Below are 17,369 nucleotides of genomic sequence, written 5' to 3' on the forward strand. Positions count from 1 at the left end.
TCACTGCTCCCCGCCACACAAGGCTTGGATGCCTTAGGAAAGACGGCGGACTTTATTACTCACCCCCAAGAAAAAGCCGAGGCCGCTTATCAGGAGAAGCCAAGCAGGATTATAAAGACCTGCAAAGGCTTTGGAACCAACCCAAAGAAGAAATTTCAAAAGGGACAGAAAAACTGGGCAACGCGGTTCAACACGAGTGGAACGAATTTACGAAACCTTTTGAAAGCAGCAATCCCAATGTGAGGGCCAAGGCTTGGGGTAAAACAAGTTTTGATGTTGGATCGATATTTGTTGGTGCGGGAGAGATGAAAGGAGTAGTGGCGGTTGAGAAAGAGACTTCTCTGCTGAGTAAGGCTGCAGGCCTTGAAGAAGCAGGGTTGAATATTTTAGCTCAAACTGAAAAGAAGATTATCCCCGAGGCAGCAGAGCTCATGGCTCAGGGAGCAAATGGGTTTGAAAAAGAAACTTTGCTTTCAAAAATAAATTCTGAGAATGCGCCCGTTGCACTTTACAAAAAATTACCCGCGGGTTTTTCCTCTCAGAATGAACTGAAAGAATTTGCAAATATTTTCAAAGAAGGATTAGCTCAATCTGCTGATCCTGATGCTCTTGGAATTCTTAGAGGCAGCGCGGTGACTGGCATTAAACATGATTCTGGATTGCCTTTTGATGTGGGGAAGAAAAGTGATTTTGATTTGGCGGTGGTGAGTCCGAAGTTGGTAAAAAGGGTTGAAGAGATGGGCATGCCCTTACGAGGTGGAGGGACTAGGAGTGGGCCACTCGGAATTATAAAGCCAAAAGACAGAACTATTTTAAAACAATTACAATTGTTAGAGAGTGCTGAACAGTTGAAAATATTATCAAACAGAAAAATCTCAATAATGTTTTACGAAACTGAAACACAGCTAAGCCAACGAGGAAAATATATTAAGTTTTAGTTTTTGGAGAATATATTATGGAAAAATCATTAGTATTTGGAATAAAAAATTATGAACAAGATGATATTAAAAATATTTTAGAAAAAGTTTTATCTATAAAATTTAATGAACATTCTTCCGAGGAACAAGACTATTTATTTGCTGGAGATGACAATGCGGAAAATTTTGTAATTCACCATAACTATAATGATGAATACTGGGATTATCCAAATCATAAGGAGTGCAAAATAATATTAATTATAAACGTTACGTCTCGTTACGAATACCTTCAAAAACTCCTCACCGAAAAAATTCCTGAACTAGTTTTGTTGGAAGTGTTTGAAGAGTGATACCTCACCCTACCCTCTCCTACTTTAGGAGAGGGGACATACGGGGAACTAAATTTTTCACCCTCTCCTGAGGCAGGAGAGGGCCGGGGTGAGGTATCACTCGGGCATCACCCGCTTTTTATCACTATGAATCCTCTAACCACGCCCTACAATCATTCTCTCTTAAAAGAAAAAAGAAGAACTCTTCGAAAAGATCAAACCAAAGCAGAGACAATTCTTTGGCATCACCTACGGCATCGCCAATTGAATGGAATCCGCTTTAAACGCCAATACAGTGTCGAATTTTTCATAATAGATTTTTATGCACCTTCACTGCGATTGGGAATTGAACTAGATGGCGGACACCATGATAATCCAGAAATAAGAGCACAAGATCAATTCAGAACCACAGTATTGAACAATATAGACATTCAAATTTTAAGATTTTGGAATAGTGAAATTTATGAAAATTTGAAGGGCGTATTGGAGGAGATAGTCAGGGTGTGTCAGCCGTCTTCATACCTCACCCTGACCTCTCCTAGGGTAGGAGAGGGTTAGGGTGAGGTACGAATCTAAGCTTTCACCTTCCTCAAAATTCTCGCCCCACCCAACACTAAAATTGACGCAATCCAATATTCATACCTCACCCTGCCCTCTCCTACCTTAGGAGAGGGAGATAACGAGCACCCTCCACTGCTAGAAGCTGCTGCGGCAGGGGCTACTGTTACGCTTTGGTCGGTGGTCACGATTGAAGCTGGGTTACCGACCGCATTGTAAGTGCCATCGCTGGCGGCAAAGCGGTAGCTGTGGCTGCCTTCGGCTAGGGTGTGGGTGGCGTGGTAGATTTTGCCGTCGGTGTAAGTCGTGTCGGTGGAATCGGCTGCAGTCATGTCTATCGCTGTGCCATCGACGGTTACCGTGATTGAGCTTGGTGGCTCGTTATCGGCATCGGTGTAGGTGACTTGAAAGACGCCTGTTGTGGAATCTACCAAGGGGCTTGAGAGTGTGGGTTCTTTGTTGCCCAGTAATGTTACAATTTTATTGCTACCAGTGACGGAGATGAGGAGGTCGGCGTGGCCATCGTGATTGAAGTCGTCGGTGACGATTTTGAAGGGGTTAGTACCCAGGTTTTGTGTGAAGATGGGAGTGGTGACAAAAGTGCCATCCCCGTTACCTGCGTAAACTTGCAGCACACCTTGGTTTACAGCCCCATCTGCGTTGCAGATTACTGCAACATCATTTTTAGAGTCGGCATTGAAATCGGCAATCACTAAATTATAGGGGCCATTGCAGACAGAGAGTGTTGTTGCTGTAAAGGCCGTACCAGTACCGTCGTTGAGGAGAATACTCAGGGTGTCATCATCGTGGTTCGCTACAATTAAATCTTGGGAAGTATTGTTATCTAACAAGCCGGCCTGAATACCTTGGGGGTTGTGGCCGACATCTAGGATGGCGATTTTGGGATAGGGGGGAATTGAATCACCAGCCCTACCGGAATAGATAAAAACTTTGTTTGTAGCAGTAGTCACAGCTACATCAGAATAGGCATCGGCATTAAAGTTTGAGACAGTTAATTTATTTAGAGTAACTACAGTCCCTTCTTCGTCTCTAAATGATGGAAAAGCACCAGCACCATTGCCTTGGAAAAAGACAAGGAGATTATCTTCAATAGAAATAATATCCAAATTACTATCATTATTAACATCTGCATCAAAGATATCATTATTATGACTAGTACTCACATTAGTAGAATTAAAATGCACTTTGCCATTAGAGATATTCTGATAAGTCAATAAATCTGCATCAGTTAAATTTGAATAATAATAAATATCTAAATGGCTATCTTTATTAAAATCTCCTGCAATTAAGTCATAGGGCGAAACAATAGTAGAGGTGTTTGGGTCTGCAATTAAAGTATAGGCTCCATTTGCCCCCAAACTCATTTGAGAAATCACATTTTGAGTAGGAAATACAACAAAGGCATCCAAGCTTGTTGAGCCTGTGAAATTCCCAACCAAAACTCCTTGAGGAGCATGATCAAAAGCAGTATCGCTATAACGAGTAAAATAGTTTGGTGCAGCAAAAGCATTCGAGGCTGTAAAAACTAACAAAAGAATTATTCTTTTCATCCCAGAAATCTCCTTATTTTAAGGGCTTGTAAAATTAATCATTGTTTCTGCTTTATTGTACAAATCATTCGCAGTGCACTCAAAACGGTAGCTTCGAATGTCAGCAGAAGCAACAGAAACAGGGTAGTTAACAGGAAAACTAGTCCCAGAAACAAAAGAGGAACCACAAGCTGCACCCTCAATCCTACACCAACTCCCCGTCACCGTTTGTCCAGTTTCAGGACTTACCGGACAATCGCCCTGCAAAGTCACAGTTGCTGTTGGCGTACAACCCGTTGTTCCAGGTCTGCAAGAAAGTCTTCCATCACCGATGGTTTCTATCGTTGCCTCCGGCCTCACATGCACACTAAAGGGCATTGTCGGATAAGATACTGATGTATTATTGGTCTCACTACTCTCCACAAGACTATTCTCCGTATCCACCCTTACCTTTGCCGTAAAATCATTTCCAAAATCAGTGGCCGCAAAAGGAATGTCTGCTGTACCGATCGTAGATGCACCGGCTGCAATGCTCGCGATGTCTTGGGGGGCAGAGCTATAGAGTAAATCTGTTCCCTTGTATACATCCACAATCGCCTTACTAGCTGCGGCTATTGCAGTGCCGTTATTTGTCACTGTAAAGTTTACGGCGATGCTGCTCCCCGCTACTCCAAAGGCACATCGCGTTGTATAAGTAGTGCTTGTACCACTCGTCACAGGTGCTCCACAAGATTGCGGATAGGTAATCGAAGTTACCGCTCCACTCAAATCCACATGAGTCACCGCAAATGTAAGCGTCGTAAATACAGAAGTATTGCTGGCCACGCTGCTATCCAGCTCGGTTAGAGCTTGATTGTCATTCACCTGTACTGCAAATTGATAAGTGCTGTCCATCACTTCTATCGGCAATTGAAAATCAATTTGCTCATCGCTGGTCACCAAGGTTGACGTTGGATTTCCAGCGAGCGCATGGGTGCTTAATGCGATAATCGTAGTGAGGGGTCTCGATGTGGCTGGGATGAGGGCTGTATTTTTTATCCAGAGCACCGCTTCTACCCCTACCGGCACATTGGCAGATGAAGTGCTTTTGAGCCTGTATTTTAATCGATAATGTTTCCCCGTCACCAAGGGGTCTGCAGCTGTCAGGGCTCTTTCTGTGGTTTCTGAAAGAATTTCATACAGTAGGGCCACCATCGGCCTGAAGCTCGATGTGCTTCACATTAAACAGCTCTGTGCTTGTTCTTTGATTATTTGTTGAAGTCAATTCCTCCCCCTCCACACGAGTTGAATTGAGCACCACTTTAATTGCATAAGGCAAAGATTCGTCAAGTGCTGTTGTTCCATTTAGTGCTGGAATTTTTACCCTTACAGATTCAGACACTGGATCATTTGTTCTAAAATCAAAGCTGGGGCTTGCAATGGGAATTCCACTTCCATCCAATACGCTCAAGGCAATATCCGCAGCACCTGCTCGAGTCAAAACGATTTGATAAGGCACGCTTAAAGCTTCCTCGGTTCCACTTTTTGTGGCCTGAAAATGAACTTCATAACTTTGATTCTTCAAAATCTCCGCCCCGCTTGTCAGGGCAGTCTCGGAAGCTGCGGGATATAAACTCACCGTTCCCTCCACCACTTCCAAATCATAATGACGTACTTTAAATGCTGCGCTACTACTATTGTTTGCAGGCGTTGGATCGTCATCGCCTCGCTCTACACTGGCAATCACTTTGAGTTGATATTCCTGATTAGGATTCAGGCAGGCACCCGGGCAGCCAGAAGGAATGTGGAGGGTATCTGTGCTGCGGGACAGATCTTGTCCTACGACTATAGATTCAATCGAGGTACTGCCAGGCAAATCGAGGGGCGTTGATCCGGTGAAAATAGTTCCCGTTGGAACCAGTTGATAACGGATATTCACTCGACCCGAGCTGATGTTCCCATGATTAGTCACATGATAACTCACCGGATAATCGGTATCCGATAAAAGGTGCCCGCTTACGGTAGGGGCCAAAACGCGGTCGACGGATAAATCCACAAAAGGCACCTCATAGCTCACCTGTAGGCCGGCACTCGTTACGGCAGGAATTTCTCTAAACGAATCGGTACCCACTAGTGTGGGGCCTGTGATCGTTCCACTCAGGCTGGAGAGCTGAGAGCCAATTTGGGTGTTGTTCGCTTCGGCGTCTTGCACGCTCAGGTGATTCTTTTCAACAATATTGCCCCAAGGCTGAGAAGAGTTGGTATCTACAAAAATTTGCAGCGCCCGGTGGGCATGGCTATTAGAATCGGTGCTGGCACAACGAACCACATTATTTCGGACGCGAACTGCAACAGGGACTCTTAGAATTTGACCGGGGTTAATCGTCAGCGAATCGGAGGTCGAACTCACAAGAATATTATCGGAATACACGCACGCATCGGCTGTTCCATCACCTACCCGAACATAAAAAGGCCGATTCACGGGGCCGTCCCCATCATTTTTAATATACACGTCGATCGTAAACGAATCATTCACTGGGTGTATTTGATTGTCACAAGTAGCGCTGCTGCAAGCACTCAGGGTATCTCCCCCAATTCCATAAATTCTCAGATCCGGCGCCACCAAGCGGATGGGGAGGTAGGTGATGTTATTATTTTCATGCGTGCCTTCGTAATAATCTCCTACCGGTTTTTCGTGACTGACCGGATCAATCTCCGCTTCGATGGCCACATCCCCGGTGGGGATATTATCCCAGGCGGCAATACTTGCAGCCGTGAAATTAAAAGGGAAGGCAGAAACACTTTGGTGAGAATCTGCATCGCTAATTCCCAGTGGGGGCACTAGAGCGGGTTGTGTGATTAAGCTATAAAGATCTGCGCCCGAATGGTCGGCGCGTTTTAAATTCAGTTTTAAGGTGGAAGTGCCTGAGGTGGCCAGAGTGCCCTGGTTGCGGACCTCGTAGTCTAGAGAAATAGCATCCCCCAAATTAAAGCTTCGAGTCGTAGGAGTTGTGGTACCTGCAAAATTAAGCACATCCACCACCAGATCGACGGCCTTGGCATAGAGGGGAATCTTGAGCACGTTATCGGCATTTTTAAAATCATTCAGCGTCTGGTAAACTCCATCTTTCAGCAGGGGAGTTTTGTCGCTTGCTGTACAAAAGCTTTCTCGGCCCGTGGCCTGGCTATCCGTTTTAATTGCTTCTGCCAGCACGAACAGGCAGGCGGGGCCTTCTACGATTTGATAATTGTTGATGGGAAATACCAAAGGAGGAATGGCCACTTCCTGCCCCGCTTCCAAACGATTCTGGCAGAACTCGGCCCCTCGCAGTTCGATGTCCTGAGTGTCGGCGCTGTTATTCGTGAGCAGGTTGCAATCTCTCGAATACAAGGTACGGATACGAACCGGATACACCTGATTATTTAAATGGCTCGCTTGATCAATCAGGGCCTGCGCTGCAGGTTCGTCCAGGTCCACCTTGCCATTGGCCTCATCCATTTGCCCCGCCAGCTGCAACAGACTTTGATAATAAGTGCCTCTCATGTTGAGGGGGTCGTCGTTGTCGCTATTGCTATACACGGCACTTAGCCCTGTGCCTGTCTTTGCCAGCGGATAGGACCCTGCATTTTTGACTTTGCCCAGGTTGAGGGTGAGGCTGTTTTCTTTCAGCAGATTAAACTCGTAGACCGTGCCGGTAGGAAGGCTGCTATAGCTCGTACTCCCCGCATTCTCCAAACGGAAGGCAGTGGCATCCAAGCCAATGCTCGCGGTATTTTGAGAGATGAGATCGTTGTTGGTTCCAAAGAGTTGCAGATGCAGATTGTGAATAAAACTGGGTTTCTCAGTGGCCAGGATATTATTGTGGTTATCCAGCTCGTCCAACACGCCATAAGCAGAACCTCCAATCACAATGTGGATAGGATCCACATTAATTTTAAAAAAATGATCTTTCCCCTGCGGGGTAGTCCCATCACTTCGCAACAGACTGACATGGGCCGAACGCAGGCCCGCAAAGGCCCCGGAGCTCAAGGGATGCAGACTGGAGCTGAGCGAGGCTGTCTGGGGCTGCACATCCGAAAAAACACTGTCGGGATAGGCCGCTAGATCTCTTCTTAAGGTGACCGGGGCAGGATCGTCGGTAAAATAATATTCCAGAGGTACCCCTTGATCGTAATCTTCAGAGCCCTGATTCACGACCGCATAATTTAAAATAAAATCCTCCCCCGCCAAGGCCACGTAGGGCGCTTTGACCAGGATGGGGAAGAGATCGGGCAACAAATCGTTATTCTGATTTTTTTGTAAAACCACGATTCCCTGGTTGTCTCCACACTGACCAAAAGAATCTTTGCCCGGCCCGGAATATTTGTTGTGCAGCTGCGGATAACCACTCACGGCCTCCTTGGGAATTTTTACCAGCAAGGTGGTAAGAGAAGAACTTTGGGTTTTGATGAGGACTTCAGAAGAAGCAATGCCTTTAGAATCGATAAAAGGAGGAAACAGCACTTCGTTATCCCGCACACTGCTGCCGAAACCGGTTCCGCTGATTTCGATATAACCCACCTCAGCATAAGCGTTGCGGGGGTTGACACTGGTACAGAATTTAACCTCCACCGGCTTGAAGGAAATGCCTTTGTCTACCTCGGCAAGATCCCCCGACAAATCGGGACTGAGCGAAGTAAACTGGGGATTCTCGGCCAGGCTGGGCAGGCTGAGGGTAGAAATTCGGATACGATCGCCTTGCACGCTATTCGGCACGCTGTAATCAAAGCTGCCATCCAGACGGGCGTAAAAGGTGTACACCCCTTTCTCATTTCCCGAGGCATCCAGATGTTCCACGCGAATGAGCACCCCCGATTGCACGGAATGCGCATCCCCCACAATTCGTGCATTGCCGTTAGAATCGGGAGAAAGAGTAGCAATAATGCCTGCGTTGAGCACCATCACATGACCCGGATGCGAGGCAGGATCTTTAGGGTCCGTGGGTGCAGGCTGCCATTCGGAAACAGGATTTCGACTGGCACTCTGCGCAGGCACGGCCCACACGCCATTCATCAACTCGGTCACATTCGCATAGCCATCCGCGTCGTCATCAAAATCGTAACGCCAAGTGGCAGAAGCAAAACTCACTGCGGCGTCCTGCCCATTCACAATCGTTACAGGAGTTTCAATGCTGGCAATCACAATATCACCCTGGGTTTGCGAGCGGTGTGAAAGTGTGATTTTAAAAATAAAGTCGCCTACGGCTAATGCATCCAGATGCAGGCCTTCCGCGGGAATAATCTGTAAGGTCGTGCCCGCTTGGGGATTATTGGCATCCACAGGAACATATTTGATTTCAAGATCCTGGCTGCGAAGGGCTGCTGGGCTCGGATTATCAGTGGTCGGAGGGGGAAGGACTTCGAATTTTCCAATCAGGTTTAGGCTGCTTTGGATATCATTCAGCGAGCTGGATAACCCCAGCTGAGGGGTGGCGAGCGCGGGGGCTTGAGTTTGTGCGGGAGCCGTTTGAGATTGAGAGCTGTCGGCAAGGTCTGGTGTTTCTGATCCAGAACCGCAGGCCAGCAGGCTGCTGCAGAGGATGAGGCTGAGTGTGATTTTGGTGAATAGATTTTTCATGGTGGTTTCCTTCATTTATTCCCCTCTCCACTTGGGGGAGAGGGTAGGGTGAGGGGTTCATTCACTGGCTTCCAATACTGACTCAACGCTCCCTCACGGTTCTCATAAAATTCATTATTTCAATTCTGTAGTTGTACTTTTCTTTCGGAGTAATTTTGAAATGCCCACAAAAGTGCACCCATTTATTTTTCCCCTCACCCTGGCCCTCTCCCCCAAGGGGAGAGGGGAATCCTTATACCCCCCTCTCCTCGAAAATGCTCTCGCATTTTCTCCCCCTCCAGGGGGGAGGAAGTTCCTCCCCTACGGATGCGGCAGCCCGCCCACACTGGCGGATCCCATGGGTACAGCAGCGGGTGGGGCATCTCCTCCTCCGCCCCCTTTTAAGGCCATCGCGGCACCGGCGCCACCGCCGGCAACCACGGCTCCTAAAATCAGATAAAAGGGCCAGGTTTTGTAAAAGGGTTTTTGATGCTTATAGCTCGCCAGATAGCGGCTGCCCTTGCCTTCGACGGCAATCAGGTCGGTCCATTGAGCGGGAGTCTTTTGTTGCAGCAGATCCTGGAGGGCGTGGGCGATGCTCACGTCGTAGTCGCTTAAGTTTGCGTCGATATCCGCATAGGCGCGGCCTAGTTCCTGGCCGCTTTGGGTGTCGACCGCCACTACAAATAAATCGTAATTCTTCTCCGATTTCTCTAAGCGAGCGGCAAATATTTTATCGGAGAGCAGCAGTTTGCCGACATCGGCCATTTTTGAAATTTGAGAGGCGTAATCTTTTTTGCTGATCACCTCGCCAATGAGGGCATCGAGGCTTACGGATTCGCCGGTCTTATTGAGGTTGAGGGCCAGTTTGTTGATGTAATCGTCCGCCGAGTTGGCGACGATCATCACGTTCTTTTCCCAGTCTTCAAAACCATCTTTCTGCAAGGTGATTTTTTGAACACCGAGGGGAAGATCTTTCAGCGTGGTCGGGGTACTGCCCATGTCTTTGTCACCGATAAACACGCGAGCTACGGTCGGGGTAGTTTCGATGCGCAGGCTACCGTTTTTAATCTTTTTGTAACCTTCTTTGGCTTGATAGAATTTTGCAATGACGCCGGGGGAGTATTGAGTGGGGTCCAGTTGCCGATCGGGGTCTAAGGCCGCCGCGTTGAGAAAGGCAGTCTCTGCTTCTTTGTCTTTATTTTGTGCCTCTGCAATCAGGCCTTGAGTGAGATAGGCCTCACTGATCTTTCGGGCGACCGCGGGGCTGGCATCAAAGGCCGAGATGACCGACATCGCCTCTTTCATGATGGCAGAGGCCGAATCGAATTTAAAATCGTCGTAGAGTTTTTTGGCCTGAGAGACGAATTCGTCAATTTGCTTGGCCGCTACAATTTCCTGATCGAGATTTTTACTGAGGGCCTTTCGCATTTCGCTGCGATTATAGACCAGAAACCTGCCGCTGTTTTTCACCTCGCGCCTAAAGGCGTTTGAGATTTCACGCAGCTCCAGGGCAGAGAGGCTGGTGGAATAGACATCGAGCACCGCGGCGATGGGGAGTTTCGATTTGAGAGAGGCAATTTCTTTTTTGGTTTTGGCTTCTTGGACTGGGTTTGCTGCAGCGGGCTCAGGAGTTGGGCTTGCCTTTATTCCTGAAAGATCGCTGGGTTTTAAATCCATGTTTTGTTCTTCGGGTTTTGATTTTATTTCTTCAGTTTTTTCCTGATTGTCTTTTTGAGGGACACTCTTTCGTTGGCTCCAAGGGTCTGCCCAGAGCACTTGGACGTGGAAGAAGCTGAGGAGGACGATGAAGCTGATGTGTTTTAGGATTTGTTTTTTCATAGTTATACCTCACCCTAGCCCTCTCCTACATTAGGAGAGGGGATAAGAATTAATAGCCAAACTCTTTTCTCAACTCCCGCTGGGTCTTCTTGTTCGGGGTTCCTGTGACAGGCAGCCCTTTGTCTTTTTGAAATTGCTTCAAGGCTTCTTTCGTTTGAGCCCCCACATCGCCATCCACCAGACCGGCATTGTAGCCTAGCTGCCTGAGTCTCGCCTGTACGCCTTTCACCTCATAGCCCGGGCGTATGCGTTCGATGTGCACCGGCGTCTGGCTTTCTTCTAAAAAGATTTTATAAGGTTTGTTGTCTTGCAGCATAAACACCACGCGTTTCGAGCCATCGGCTGAAACAGTGCCTGCTGTGGACTCGCGAAGGTTGGAGGGCGTGGAGGGGCTTGAAGTGTTCATCGAAGCAGAAGAGGTATTGCTTTGCGAGCCTTCGAATAAAAGGCCTCCTTCGTCTTCACTGCCCATTTTGAGTTGGGATTCCCGGTCGCCTTTCTGGATGGCGCTAAACAGTTTCGATTTGGAGAGGGCCTCCTGAATTTGTTCGGGAGTTTTCTGGATGCGAAGAATCAGTTCGGTGTCTGTCTTACTAATCTGATACACAGGAAAGTTCTGCACCACGGTATCGATAATAATGCGCAGACGGTCGGGCTTCATGGCGAGGCGCACGCGGGGAATGATATTCTGATCGCTCATTTGACTGAGATTCACAGCCCCCGTATTTTCAACTTTCGGAAAATCGAGGAGGAGTCGACCGGGATTCATCAATTTCTCTTCCACAAGTTCCATCAGGCCGCCAGAGGCTTCTAGCTTGAGCTGGCTGATGGTGGAAGAACTTTCAAAACTCATTTTCTTCAGTTGAAACAAACTTTTTGACGCAGTGCTGGACTTTGTTTCTTGCGCGTGCACGAAGCCCATCACTGGAAATAGCGACAGGCAGACAACAAGAATCCACAAGCCGAAAAAGCGCATGCTTTTGCTCATAAACTCCCCCTTTAATTTTTCTTTCCTGAACCCCGGTGAATTTTAAACGTGAAAGCCCTGCTCTCGAAATAGCAGGCTTTCAGAACCAGTAAACATGCATACCCTAGGGCGATGCACTGTTTTATGTGTTTGTGGAAGGCATTTTGCCGTTATTGTGTTAAAGTTTTTTTGTCAACACAGAAAAGCAATAAATATCAAAAAGCTATGCCGCATTGCGGCAGCGGAAGAGAATTTGACTAGCCTTGATTGAATGAGATAGGCACGCTCATCGCTATGAATTCTACCCAACTCGGTCGCTACCAACTCACCGACAAACTTGCCTTGGGCGGGACTGCGGAAATTTTTAAGGCCAAACTTTTAGGCGTTGAAGGTTTTGAAAAAACGGTGGTCATCAAGCGTATTCTGCCTCACTGGTCTTCCAACCATAATTTTATTTCGATGCTCATCGATGAAGCCAAAATCATGGTGAAGCTTTCTCATGAGCGCATTGTACAGGTGTATGAGCTGGGAAAAGAAGAAGACAATTACTACATCGCCATGGAGTACGTGCACGGTGTAGATTTAAAGCGCCTGCGCGATTGGCTGACTAGAAATAAAACAAAATTATCACTGGCGGAAGTTGTCCATATCACGATCGAAGTACTGAGAGGCATCGATTATATTCATCGTCAGAAAGATGAAGAAGGAAAAAATTTACAAATTGTTCATCGTGATATTTCCCCCCAGAACATTTTAATTTCCATCGAAGGAACCCTGAAAATTACCGACTTTGGAATCGCGCATGCCGCCTCACGTTCTTACGAAACCGCCACCGGAGTGCTGAAGGGAAAGTTTGCCTACATGTCTCCTGAACAAGCACAAGGCAGCTTGCTCGATCAACGCACCGACATCTTTGCCTTGGGAATTATTTTTTATGAATTACTCAGCGGTCAGCGCATGCTCAGTGGAAGAAGTGATCTTCAGGTTTTGGAACAGGTGAAAAATTTTAACGTCGACCGCTTTCCCTTGCAATGGCCGGATGACAAAGAGTTGTGCCACATCATTCGCAGGGCTCTGGAAAGTGATCTCAAAAAACGATATGCCACGGCTCAAGAATTTTTGAAGGATCTGATCGAATATAGGACCCGGCACGGTTTATTTATCGATTCGGACAGCATTGCTGAAAAAGTTTTTCAAGCCCTGGAGTCGCGTAGCCACGAAAATAAAAAACAAAACACAATTCCACAAAAGCAGATCTTGGCGCAATCTGCCAATTTTCAACAGGCCGCTACCCAGGCGGATGGAGAAGCCACACGTTTTTTGGATGAAACCTTGAGCTATCCGATAGCCCTGGAGCGAACCAATACTTTGGTAGAGGCAGACCTTGAAAAAATTATTCCCAAGGCGGCAAAGAAAATCGAGCCCAGCACTGCCCTGAAAAACCATGCTCCTATTTCGCAAAAACAAAAAAATAATTCCTGGCCAAAAGTTCTGGCTTCTTCATTTTTATTTTTTATTTTTTTATTTCTGGGGCTTTTTGTTTACACCAATTTTTTCAAGACAGAAAAAAAATCTACTCTTGCGCCTAAACCCGCGGAGACGCTTCCTGTATCACAGATTATTTCTGAGAGCAGTGAAAGCAAACTCAGTGTGGTAGAGCCCTCCAAAAAACAAGAAACAGAAATGGAATCGAAAAGAAAAAAAGAAGAACCCAAAAAATTGAAAGAAAATAAAAAGGATTTGATCGCGAAAGAAAAATCCAGCGCGGATTTACCCGAAAAAGAATCCGCCCCCCCTAAAGGAAAGGGCCTGCTCTCTGTAAAAGCTAATCCTTGGGGCAAGATATCGGTCTCTGGCGTAGTGAGCGGCAGCGAAAGACCTGTGGCCTCAAATGTTGCTTATGGCAATTACAGCATCAGCGTTGCCTACAAAGGGCTGTCTGGAAATTGGAAGACACTTTCTCGCAATGTTCGGGTAGCAAAGGCGTCTACTTCTTGTATCGCCAATTTCAGACCCGATGGTGAGGGGAGCTTGAGTTGTCGGTGATTTCCGGGTTTCACGATAGCTCAAGTTCCCCGCTCATCGATTTCGATTTACTTAAGAGTCATCTGTGGATCACTCAAATTAACCCCCTTGATCATTTGGGGATCGCTGAGGTTTATTTTGTTGAGCATCTGAGGATCACTGAAAGCTGAGGCTTTTACTATGCCTAAATTCTTTCCATTGATCATCTGCGGGTCACTCAAGTTCACACCCTTAATCATCTGGGGGTCACTGAGATTCACTCCCTTGATCATTTGAGGATCACTGAGAGCTGATGGGGCTTTTCTCACCACGCTTAAATTCTTTACATTAATCATTTGGGGATCACTCAAATTAATCCCCTTGACGTTTACTCCCTTGATCATTTGAGGGTCACTGAGAGCCGAGGCCTTCACCATTTCAAGGTCATTTGAATTCACTTCGTTAGTTATTTGGGGATCACTCGAATCATTCTCATTGTAGACCTCTTTTAATTCAACCTCTTCCCTCTGGATAGCCAAGACAGTTTTTAACTGTTCCAGGCAACTTTGTAATTGCGCTACTTCCAGCTGATCTGAAGCTTGAAAGCAGACCTCATCCACCTCACCCGATTCTGCTGCTTGCAAAGAACCCGCTGCAAGCAAAAAAAAGACAAAGACAGCACCTATGAAAAAAGATCCTTTCATGTCGCCCCCTTTTTTTAACCCAGGAACATCCAAGGTTATTCCTAAGTCTAGGTGCAATGGGCATACCAGTAAGGGCCTATCAAAATTGTTATAGGGTAACAAAATGTGCTGGGGCAATTTTCAAGCCCAGCGTCAAAAAAATAACACTCCTTTGCCAATTTTCCCTCATCAAAAACTACAATGCTAAAGAAAGTCTAAAGGCCCCGTTGTAAAGCAGGGCGGCGGGGCGGCGGGCGCTCCAGGTTCTTGAAGCGGGGCGAAAATAATTCCCCCAGGGTGTTCGCACACTGCCTCCCACCATCATGACACAACCTTTTTCCCCCAGGCTACGAGTGAACTGCCTCACATTTCCAACTACATCGAAAACTCCATAAAGGGAAACATCTGCATAACTATCTTCCTGAATAGGATGGGTTCCTACTGCCACAGGATAAGTGGTTTTTCTGCGATCGGCGTGAATTGCCCGGCTATTCATTTTATTGGGATCAAAACGGTAACCCCAGGGATAAATCCATTGAAAACCATTTCTGGCAACCAGTTCATATTCGTCCGCACTCATAACCTGGTATTTTTTACCCGGGGCAAGGCTGTCCATTCTCCCTCTCCAAGCGGCATAAGCCTCTGCAGCATCCGCTGTAATTGAATGAATGGGTTGCTCATTAAAAACAGGTTCCTCACTTTGGTAGTGAGTGGACCCATGAGGGTCTAACAAGCTCAGTCGTTTTTGCCGCAGATCAAAGCGCAGTTTCCAGTGAAAAGGAGCCGTTTCAAGAAACTGGGAAAGCTGTGCCCAAACATCCTCTCCTGTCCAAGGCGTTTCCAAACGCGGAGTAGCTCGGGGAATAAAATTCAAAAGAGCTTCCAACTCTGCCTGGGCATCAAAGTCTAGTTGCCGTTGAAGAAGAAGATTCACATCTGCAACAAGCGAAGCGATAAATTTTTTATATTGGCTTACGGTCACCGGAGTTCGAGACAGGGCAAAGCTCTTATGCAAACAGGCGCGGAGAGGATAACTGAACACCGCCCAAGGCTCTCCATCGTGATAAAAATCGTGCCCTAGAAAAGCCTTCCCCCTGGGAATCACAACAAGATCCGAAGCAAGAGAAGCTTCTCGATAGAGTTCAAGTTCCAAGTCAAGCCTTGCAGGCAATCCAGCTTCTTCCACTTCTAAAGCTCCCGCCACATCGGCATAGGTTAAATGAAAGGGTTGATCAATCGCAACAAAGCCTTCTCCTTCAAAATGAAGTACATAATATCCCGCTGGAAGTCTTATGCCTTGCAGCTTTCCCAGGCTTCCTGTCCAAACAGTTCGTGTTCCCTGAAAATCTGGATAAACCCTTTTGATCTCAATCTGTGAACGGAAATTTTGAAGCGCCGGGCTATCTCTCACAATCTTTAACTGTACGCTGGCTCCCATTTCCTGCACGGCCCGACTTTTATAAGAAGGAAGGGGCAATCCTGAAACTTCTTCCCAATCATATTTCTGCACCAGTCGTCTCAGGTGCTCCCGTTCTGCATGAGACAGCCGATCCTCCTCTTCGACCAAACGAGAAAAAGCGAGAGTTGTAATAATTTCTCTCGCCCTCTTGGGCATGGCTTCTCCCCCAAAACTAATTTCAAGATAGTCGATCAAATCTCTCCCCCCCTGATGCCAAGATTCTTTCAAGTCTTTCAATTCATAGAGGGGATCATTGTATCTTTCCCAAAACCCTGGAGTAACTTGTTCATCATAGCTAAAATTTTCCCACGTTTTATGAAAGGCAATGGCCTTCTCGTCGTGAGCCCTGCGCAGCTCCAAGAGTTCATCCAGGCGTGCCTCGGCGTAACACATGAGCACCGCCTCACGGAGTTCCAAGGCACTGGAATATCGTTTTGCAGCGTCCGGATGAAAGGCCTTGCGGGCAACTTCATCCAGCTTATCCAGGATTCTGGAATTGCGATAATCCTTTTCAGGAAAGAGGTCGCGAAAATGAGGGACAGCTTCATAGTTTGCCGGAGTCACCAACCACAACATTTTTGGATTTCCATACACATCCAGCGCCAGCACCTGTCTTGCTTCACCCTTTGAGAGATCTCCTGTCCGATAGGAGGCATAGGCAGGAAAGCCTCCACTCATCCATTCGTAAAGGATACAGCCCAAGGCAAAGACATCGGTTTGAGCAGGGTTTTTCATCCCTATCCCCAAGGGTGTTTCAGGGGCAATATAACCCGGAGTGCCCGTAAAGCTCCCGGGTGCTGTCATTCGACGGCTACTTACGGCTATTCGAGAGATCCGAGAATCCTCCGAACTACCATCATTATTGCGCCGAGCCTCTTCAAACCCGAGGCAAATCCCCCAATCGAGGGGGACCGCGTTACCATTCATCACTTGCACATTTTCAGGTTTTAAATCGCGATGAATAATGCCACGCTGATGGGCGGAATCAACGGCCAGACAAAGGCTGGCAAAGACCCCAATTTTTTTCAGAACCTCGTCGTCTGCAAACGAAGGGCTTCCATTCTCTGCTCTGAGAATGCTCTCCATATTCTTTCCCAACATTTTTTCCATGACGGAAATGGGAACCGCTTCGCCTGAATTAAGTGTTACCTCAAAAAAGTCATAAACAGCCACCGTATAATGATTGTCCAGCCTTGCTGCTACCTTGATTTCATGACGAATTCTGTCGAGATATTTTTTATTACTTAATATTTCTACAGTAGGAACCTTGATCACCGCCAAACGCTCCAGCTTGGTGTCGTAGACTTCAAAGACATCGCTGCTTCCCCCCTGACCCAGCAGAGAAACAAGGATATAACGATCGTCAGGACCCACTCGAGTAGCAGCAGGAATAGTCCCTTTTCTAAAGAGGACATTGTCTCTATCTAAATGAATGCTGTACCTAACAGACCTGTCGGTCATGGACACCATACCGGCGACAAGGGC

The 17,369-nt window shown here is 47.0% G+C and carries 11 protein-coding genes; 4 read left to right on the forward strand and 7 right to left on the reverse strand.

Annotated elements, in window-relative coordinates; genetic code table 11:
* The 3 genes from HQM15_08935 to HQM15_08945 all read left to right on the forward strand — a co-directional run.
* The coding region (locus tag HQM15_08935; protein MBF0492891.1) for a hypothetical protein at nt 1-938 on the forward strand (938 nt) is incomplete at its 5' end.
* Between the two features lie 17 nt (nt 939-955).
* Nucleotides 956-1,267, forward strand: a complete 312-nt coding sequence (locus HQM15_08940) for a hypothetical protein (GenBank protein ID MBF0492892.1) — start codon at nt 956-958, stop codon at nt 1,265-1,267.
* A 126-nt stretch (nt 1,268-1,393) separates the two neighbouring features.
* Nucleotides 1,394-1,804 (forward strand): endonuclease domain-containing protein, encoded by a 411-nt coding sequence (locus tag HQM15_08945; GenBank protein MBF0492893.1) that lies wholly within the window; start codon nt 1,394-1,396, stop codon nt 1,802-1,804.
* Between the two features lie 14 nt (nt 1,805-1,818).
* Here the strand turns inward: HQM15_08945 and HQM15_08950 are convergent, their stop codons facing one another.
* The 5 genes from HQM15_08950 to HQM15_08970 all read right to left on the reverse strand — a co-directional run bounded on the left by HQM15_08950 (nt 1,819) and on the right by HQM15_08970 (nt 11,432).
* Nucleotides 1,819-3,375 (reverse strand): VCBS repeat-containing protein, encoded by a 1,557-nt coding sequence (locus tag HQM15_08950; protein ID MBF0492894.1) that lies wholly within the window; start codon nt 3,373-3,375, stop codon nt 1,819-1,821.
* A gap of 18 nt (nt 3,376-3,393) precedes the next feature.
* Nucleotides 3,394-4,548 carry a hypothetical protein gene (locus HQM15_08955; GenBank protein MBF0492895.1) on the reverse strand — a complete coding sequence of 385 codons (1,155 nt, stop codon included), beginning with the start codon at nt 4,546-4,548 and terminating at the stop codon, nt 3,394-3,396.
* Nucleotides 4,529-8,950: a hypothetical protein gene (locus HQM15_08960; protein ID MBF0492896.1), complete on the reverse strand. Its 4,422-nt coding sequence runs from the start codon at nt 8,948-8,950 to the stop codon at nt 4,529-4,531. Before HQM15_08960 ends, HQM15_08955 begins: the two co-directional genes overlap by 20 nt.
* A gap of 300 nt (nt 8,951-9,250) precedes the next feature.
* Nucleotides 9,251-10,771, reverse strand: a complete 1,521-nt coding sequence (locus tag HQM15_08965; GenBank protein MBF0492897.1) for a PEGA domain-containing protein — start codon at nt 10,769-10,771, stop codon at nt 9,251-9,253.
* Nucleotides 10,772-10,820: 49 nt separating this feature from the next.
* Nucleotides 10,821-11,432: a peptidoglycan-binding protein gene (locus HQM15_08970; GenBank protein ID MBF0492898.1), complete on the reverse strand. Its 612-nt coding sequence runs from the start codon at nt 11,430-11,432 to the stop codon at nt 10,821-10,823.
* Nucleotides 11,433-12,032: 600 nt separating this feature from the next.
* Here HQM15_08970 and HQM15_08975 point away from each other — a divergent pair.
* Complete coding sequence (locus HQM15_08975; protein MBF0492899.1) at nt 12,033-13,784, forward strand: serine/threonine protein kinase; 1,752 nt, start codon at nt 12,033-12,035, stop codon at nt 13,782-13,784.
* Nucleotides 13,785-13,831: 47 nt separating this feature from the next.
* Here the strand turns inward: HQM15_08975 and HQM15_08980 are convergent, their stop codons facing one another.
* Both HQM15_08980 and HQM15_08985 read right to left on the reverse strand, forming a co-directional pair.
* On the reverse strand, nt 13,832-14,446 hold the full coding sequence (locus tag HQM15_08980) for a hypothetical protein (protein MBF0492900.1): 615 nt from the start codon (nt 14,444-14,446) through the stop codon (nt 13,832-13,834).
* 175 nt (nt 14,447-14,621) lie between these two features.
* A complete protein-coding gene (locus HQM15_08985; GenBank protein MBF0492901.1) occupies nt 14,622-17,354 on the reverse strand; it encodes a serine/threonine protein kinase in 2,733 nt (910 codons plus the stop codon).
* Nucleotides 17,355-17,369: the final 15 nt, after the last annotated feature.

It is taken from the genome of Deltaproteobacteria bacterium (genome assembly GCA_015233135.1).
In the GTDB taxonomy this organism is placed as follows: domain Bacteria; phylum UBA10199; class UBA10199; order JADFYH01; family JADFYH01; genus JADFYH01.

What these genes read in the sequence shown, in the direction of transcription:
- HQM15_08940 (MBF0492892.1), top strand. Translation starts at nt 956, where the DNA reads ATGGAAAAATCATTAGTATTTGGAATAAAAAATTATGAACAAGATGAT.
- HQM15_08945 (MBF0492893.1), top strand. Translation starts at nt 1,394, where the DNA reads ATGAATCCTCTAACCACGCCCTACAATCATTCTCTCTTAAAAGAAAAA.
- HQM15_08950 (MBF0492894.1), bottom strand. Translation starts at nt 3,375, where the DNA reads ATGAAAAGAATAATTCTTTTGTTAGTTTTTACAGCCTCGAATGCTTTT.
- HQM15_08955 (MBF0492895.1), bottom strand. Translation starts at nt 4,548, where the DNA reads ATGGTGGCCCTACTGTATGAAATTCTTTCAGAAACCACAGAAAGAGCC.
- HQM15_08960 (MBF0492896.1), bottom strand. Translation starts at nt 8,950, where the DNA reads ATGAAAAATCTATTCACCAAAATCACACTCAGCCTCATCCTCTGCAGC.
- HQM15_08965 (MBF0492897.1), bottom strand. Translation starts at nt 10,771, where the DNA reads ATGAAAAAACAAATCCTAAAACACATCAGCTTCATCGTCCTCCTCAGC.
- HQM15_08970 (MBF0492898.1), bottom strand. Translation starts at nt 11,432, where the DNA reads ATGAAGCCCGACCGTCTGCGCATTATTATCGATACCGTGGTGCAGAAC.
- HQM15_08975 (MBF0492899.1), top strand. Translation starts at nt 12,033, where the DNA reads ATGAATTCTACCCAACTCGGTCGCTACCAACTCACCGACAAACTTGCC.
- HQM15_08980 (MBF0492900.1), bottom strand. Translation starts at nt 14,446, where the DNA reads ATGAAAGGATCTTTTTTCATAGGTGCTGTCTTTGTCTTTTTTTTGCTT.
- HQM15_08985 (MBF0492901.1), bottom strand. Translation starts at nt 17,354, where the DNA reads ATGGTGTCCATGACCGACAGGTCTGTTAGGTACAGCATTCATTTAGAT.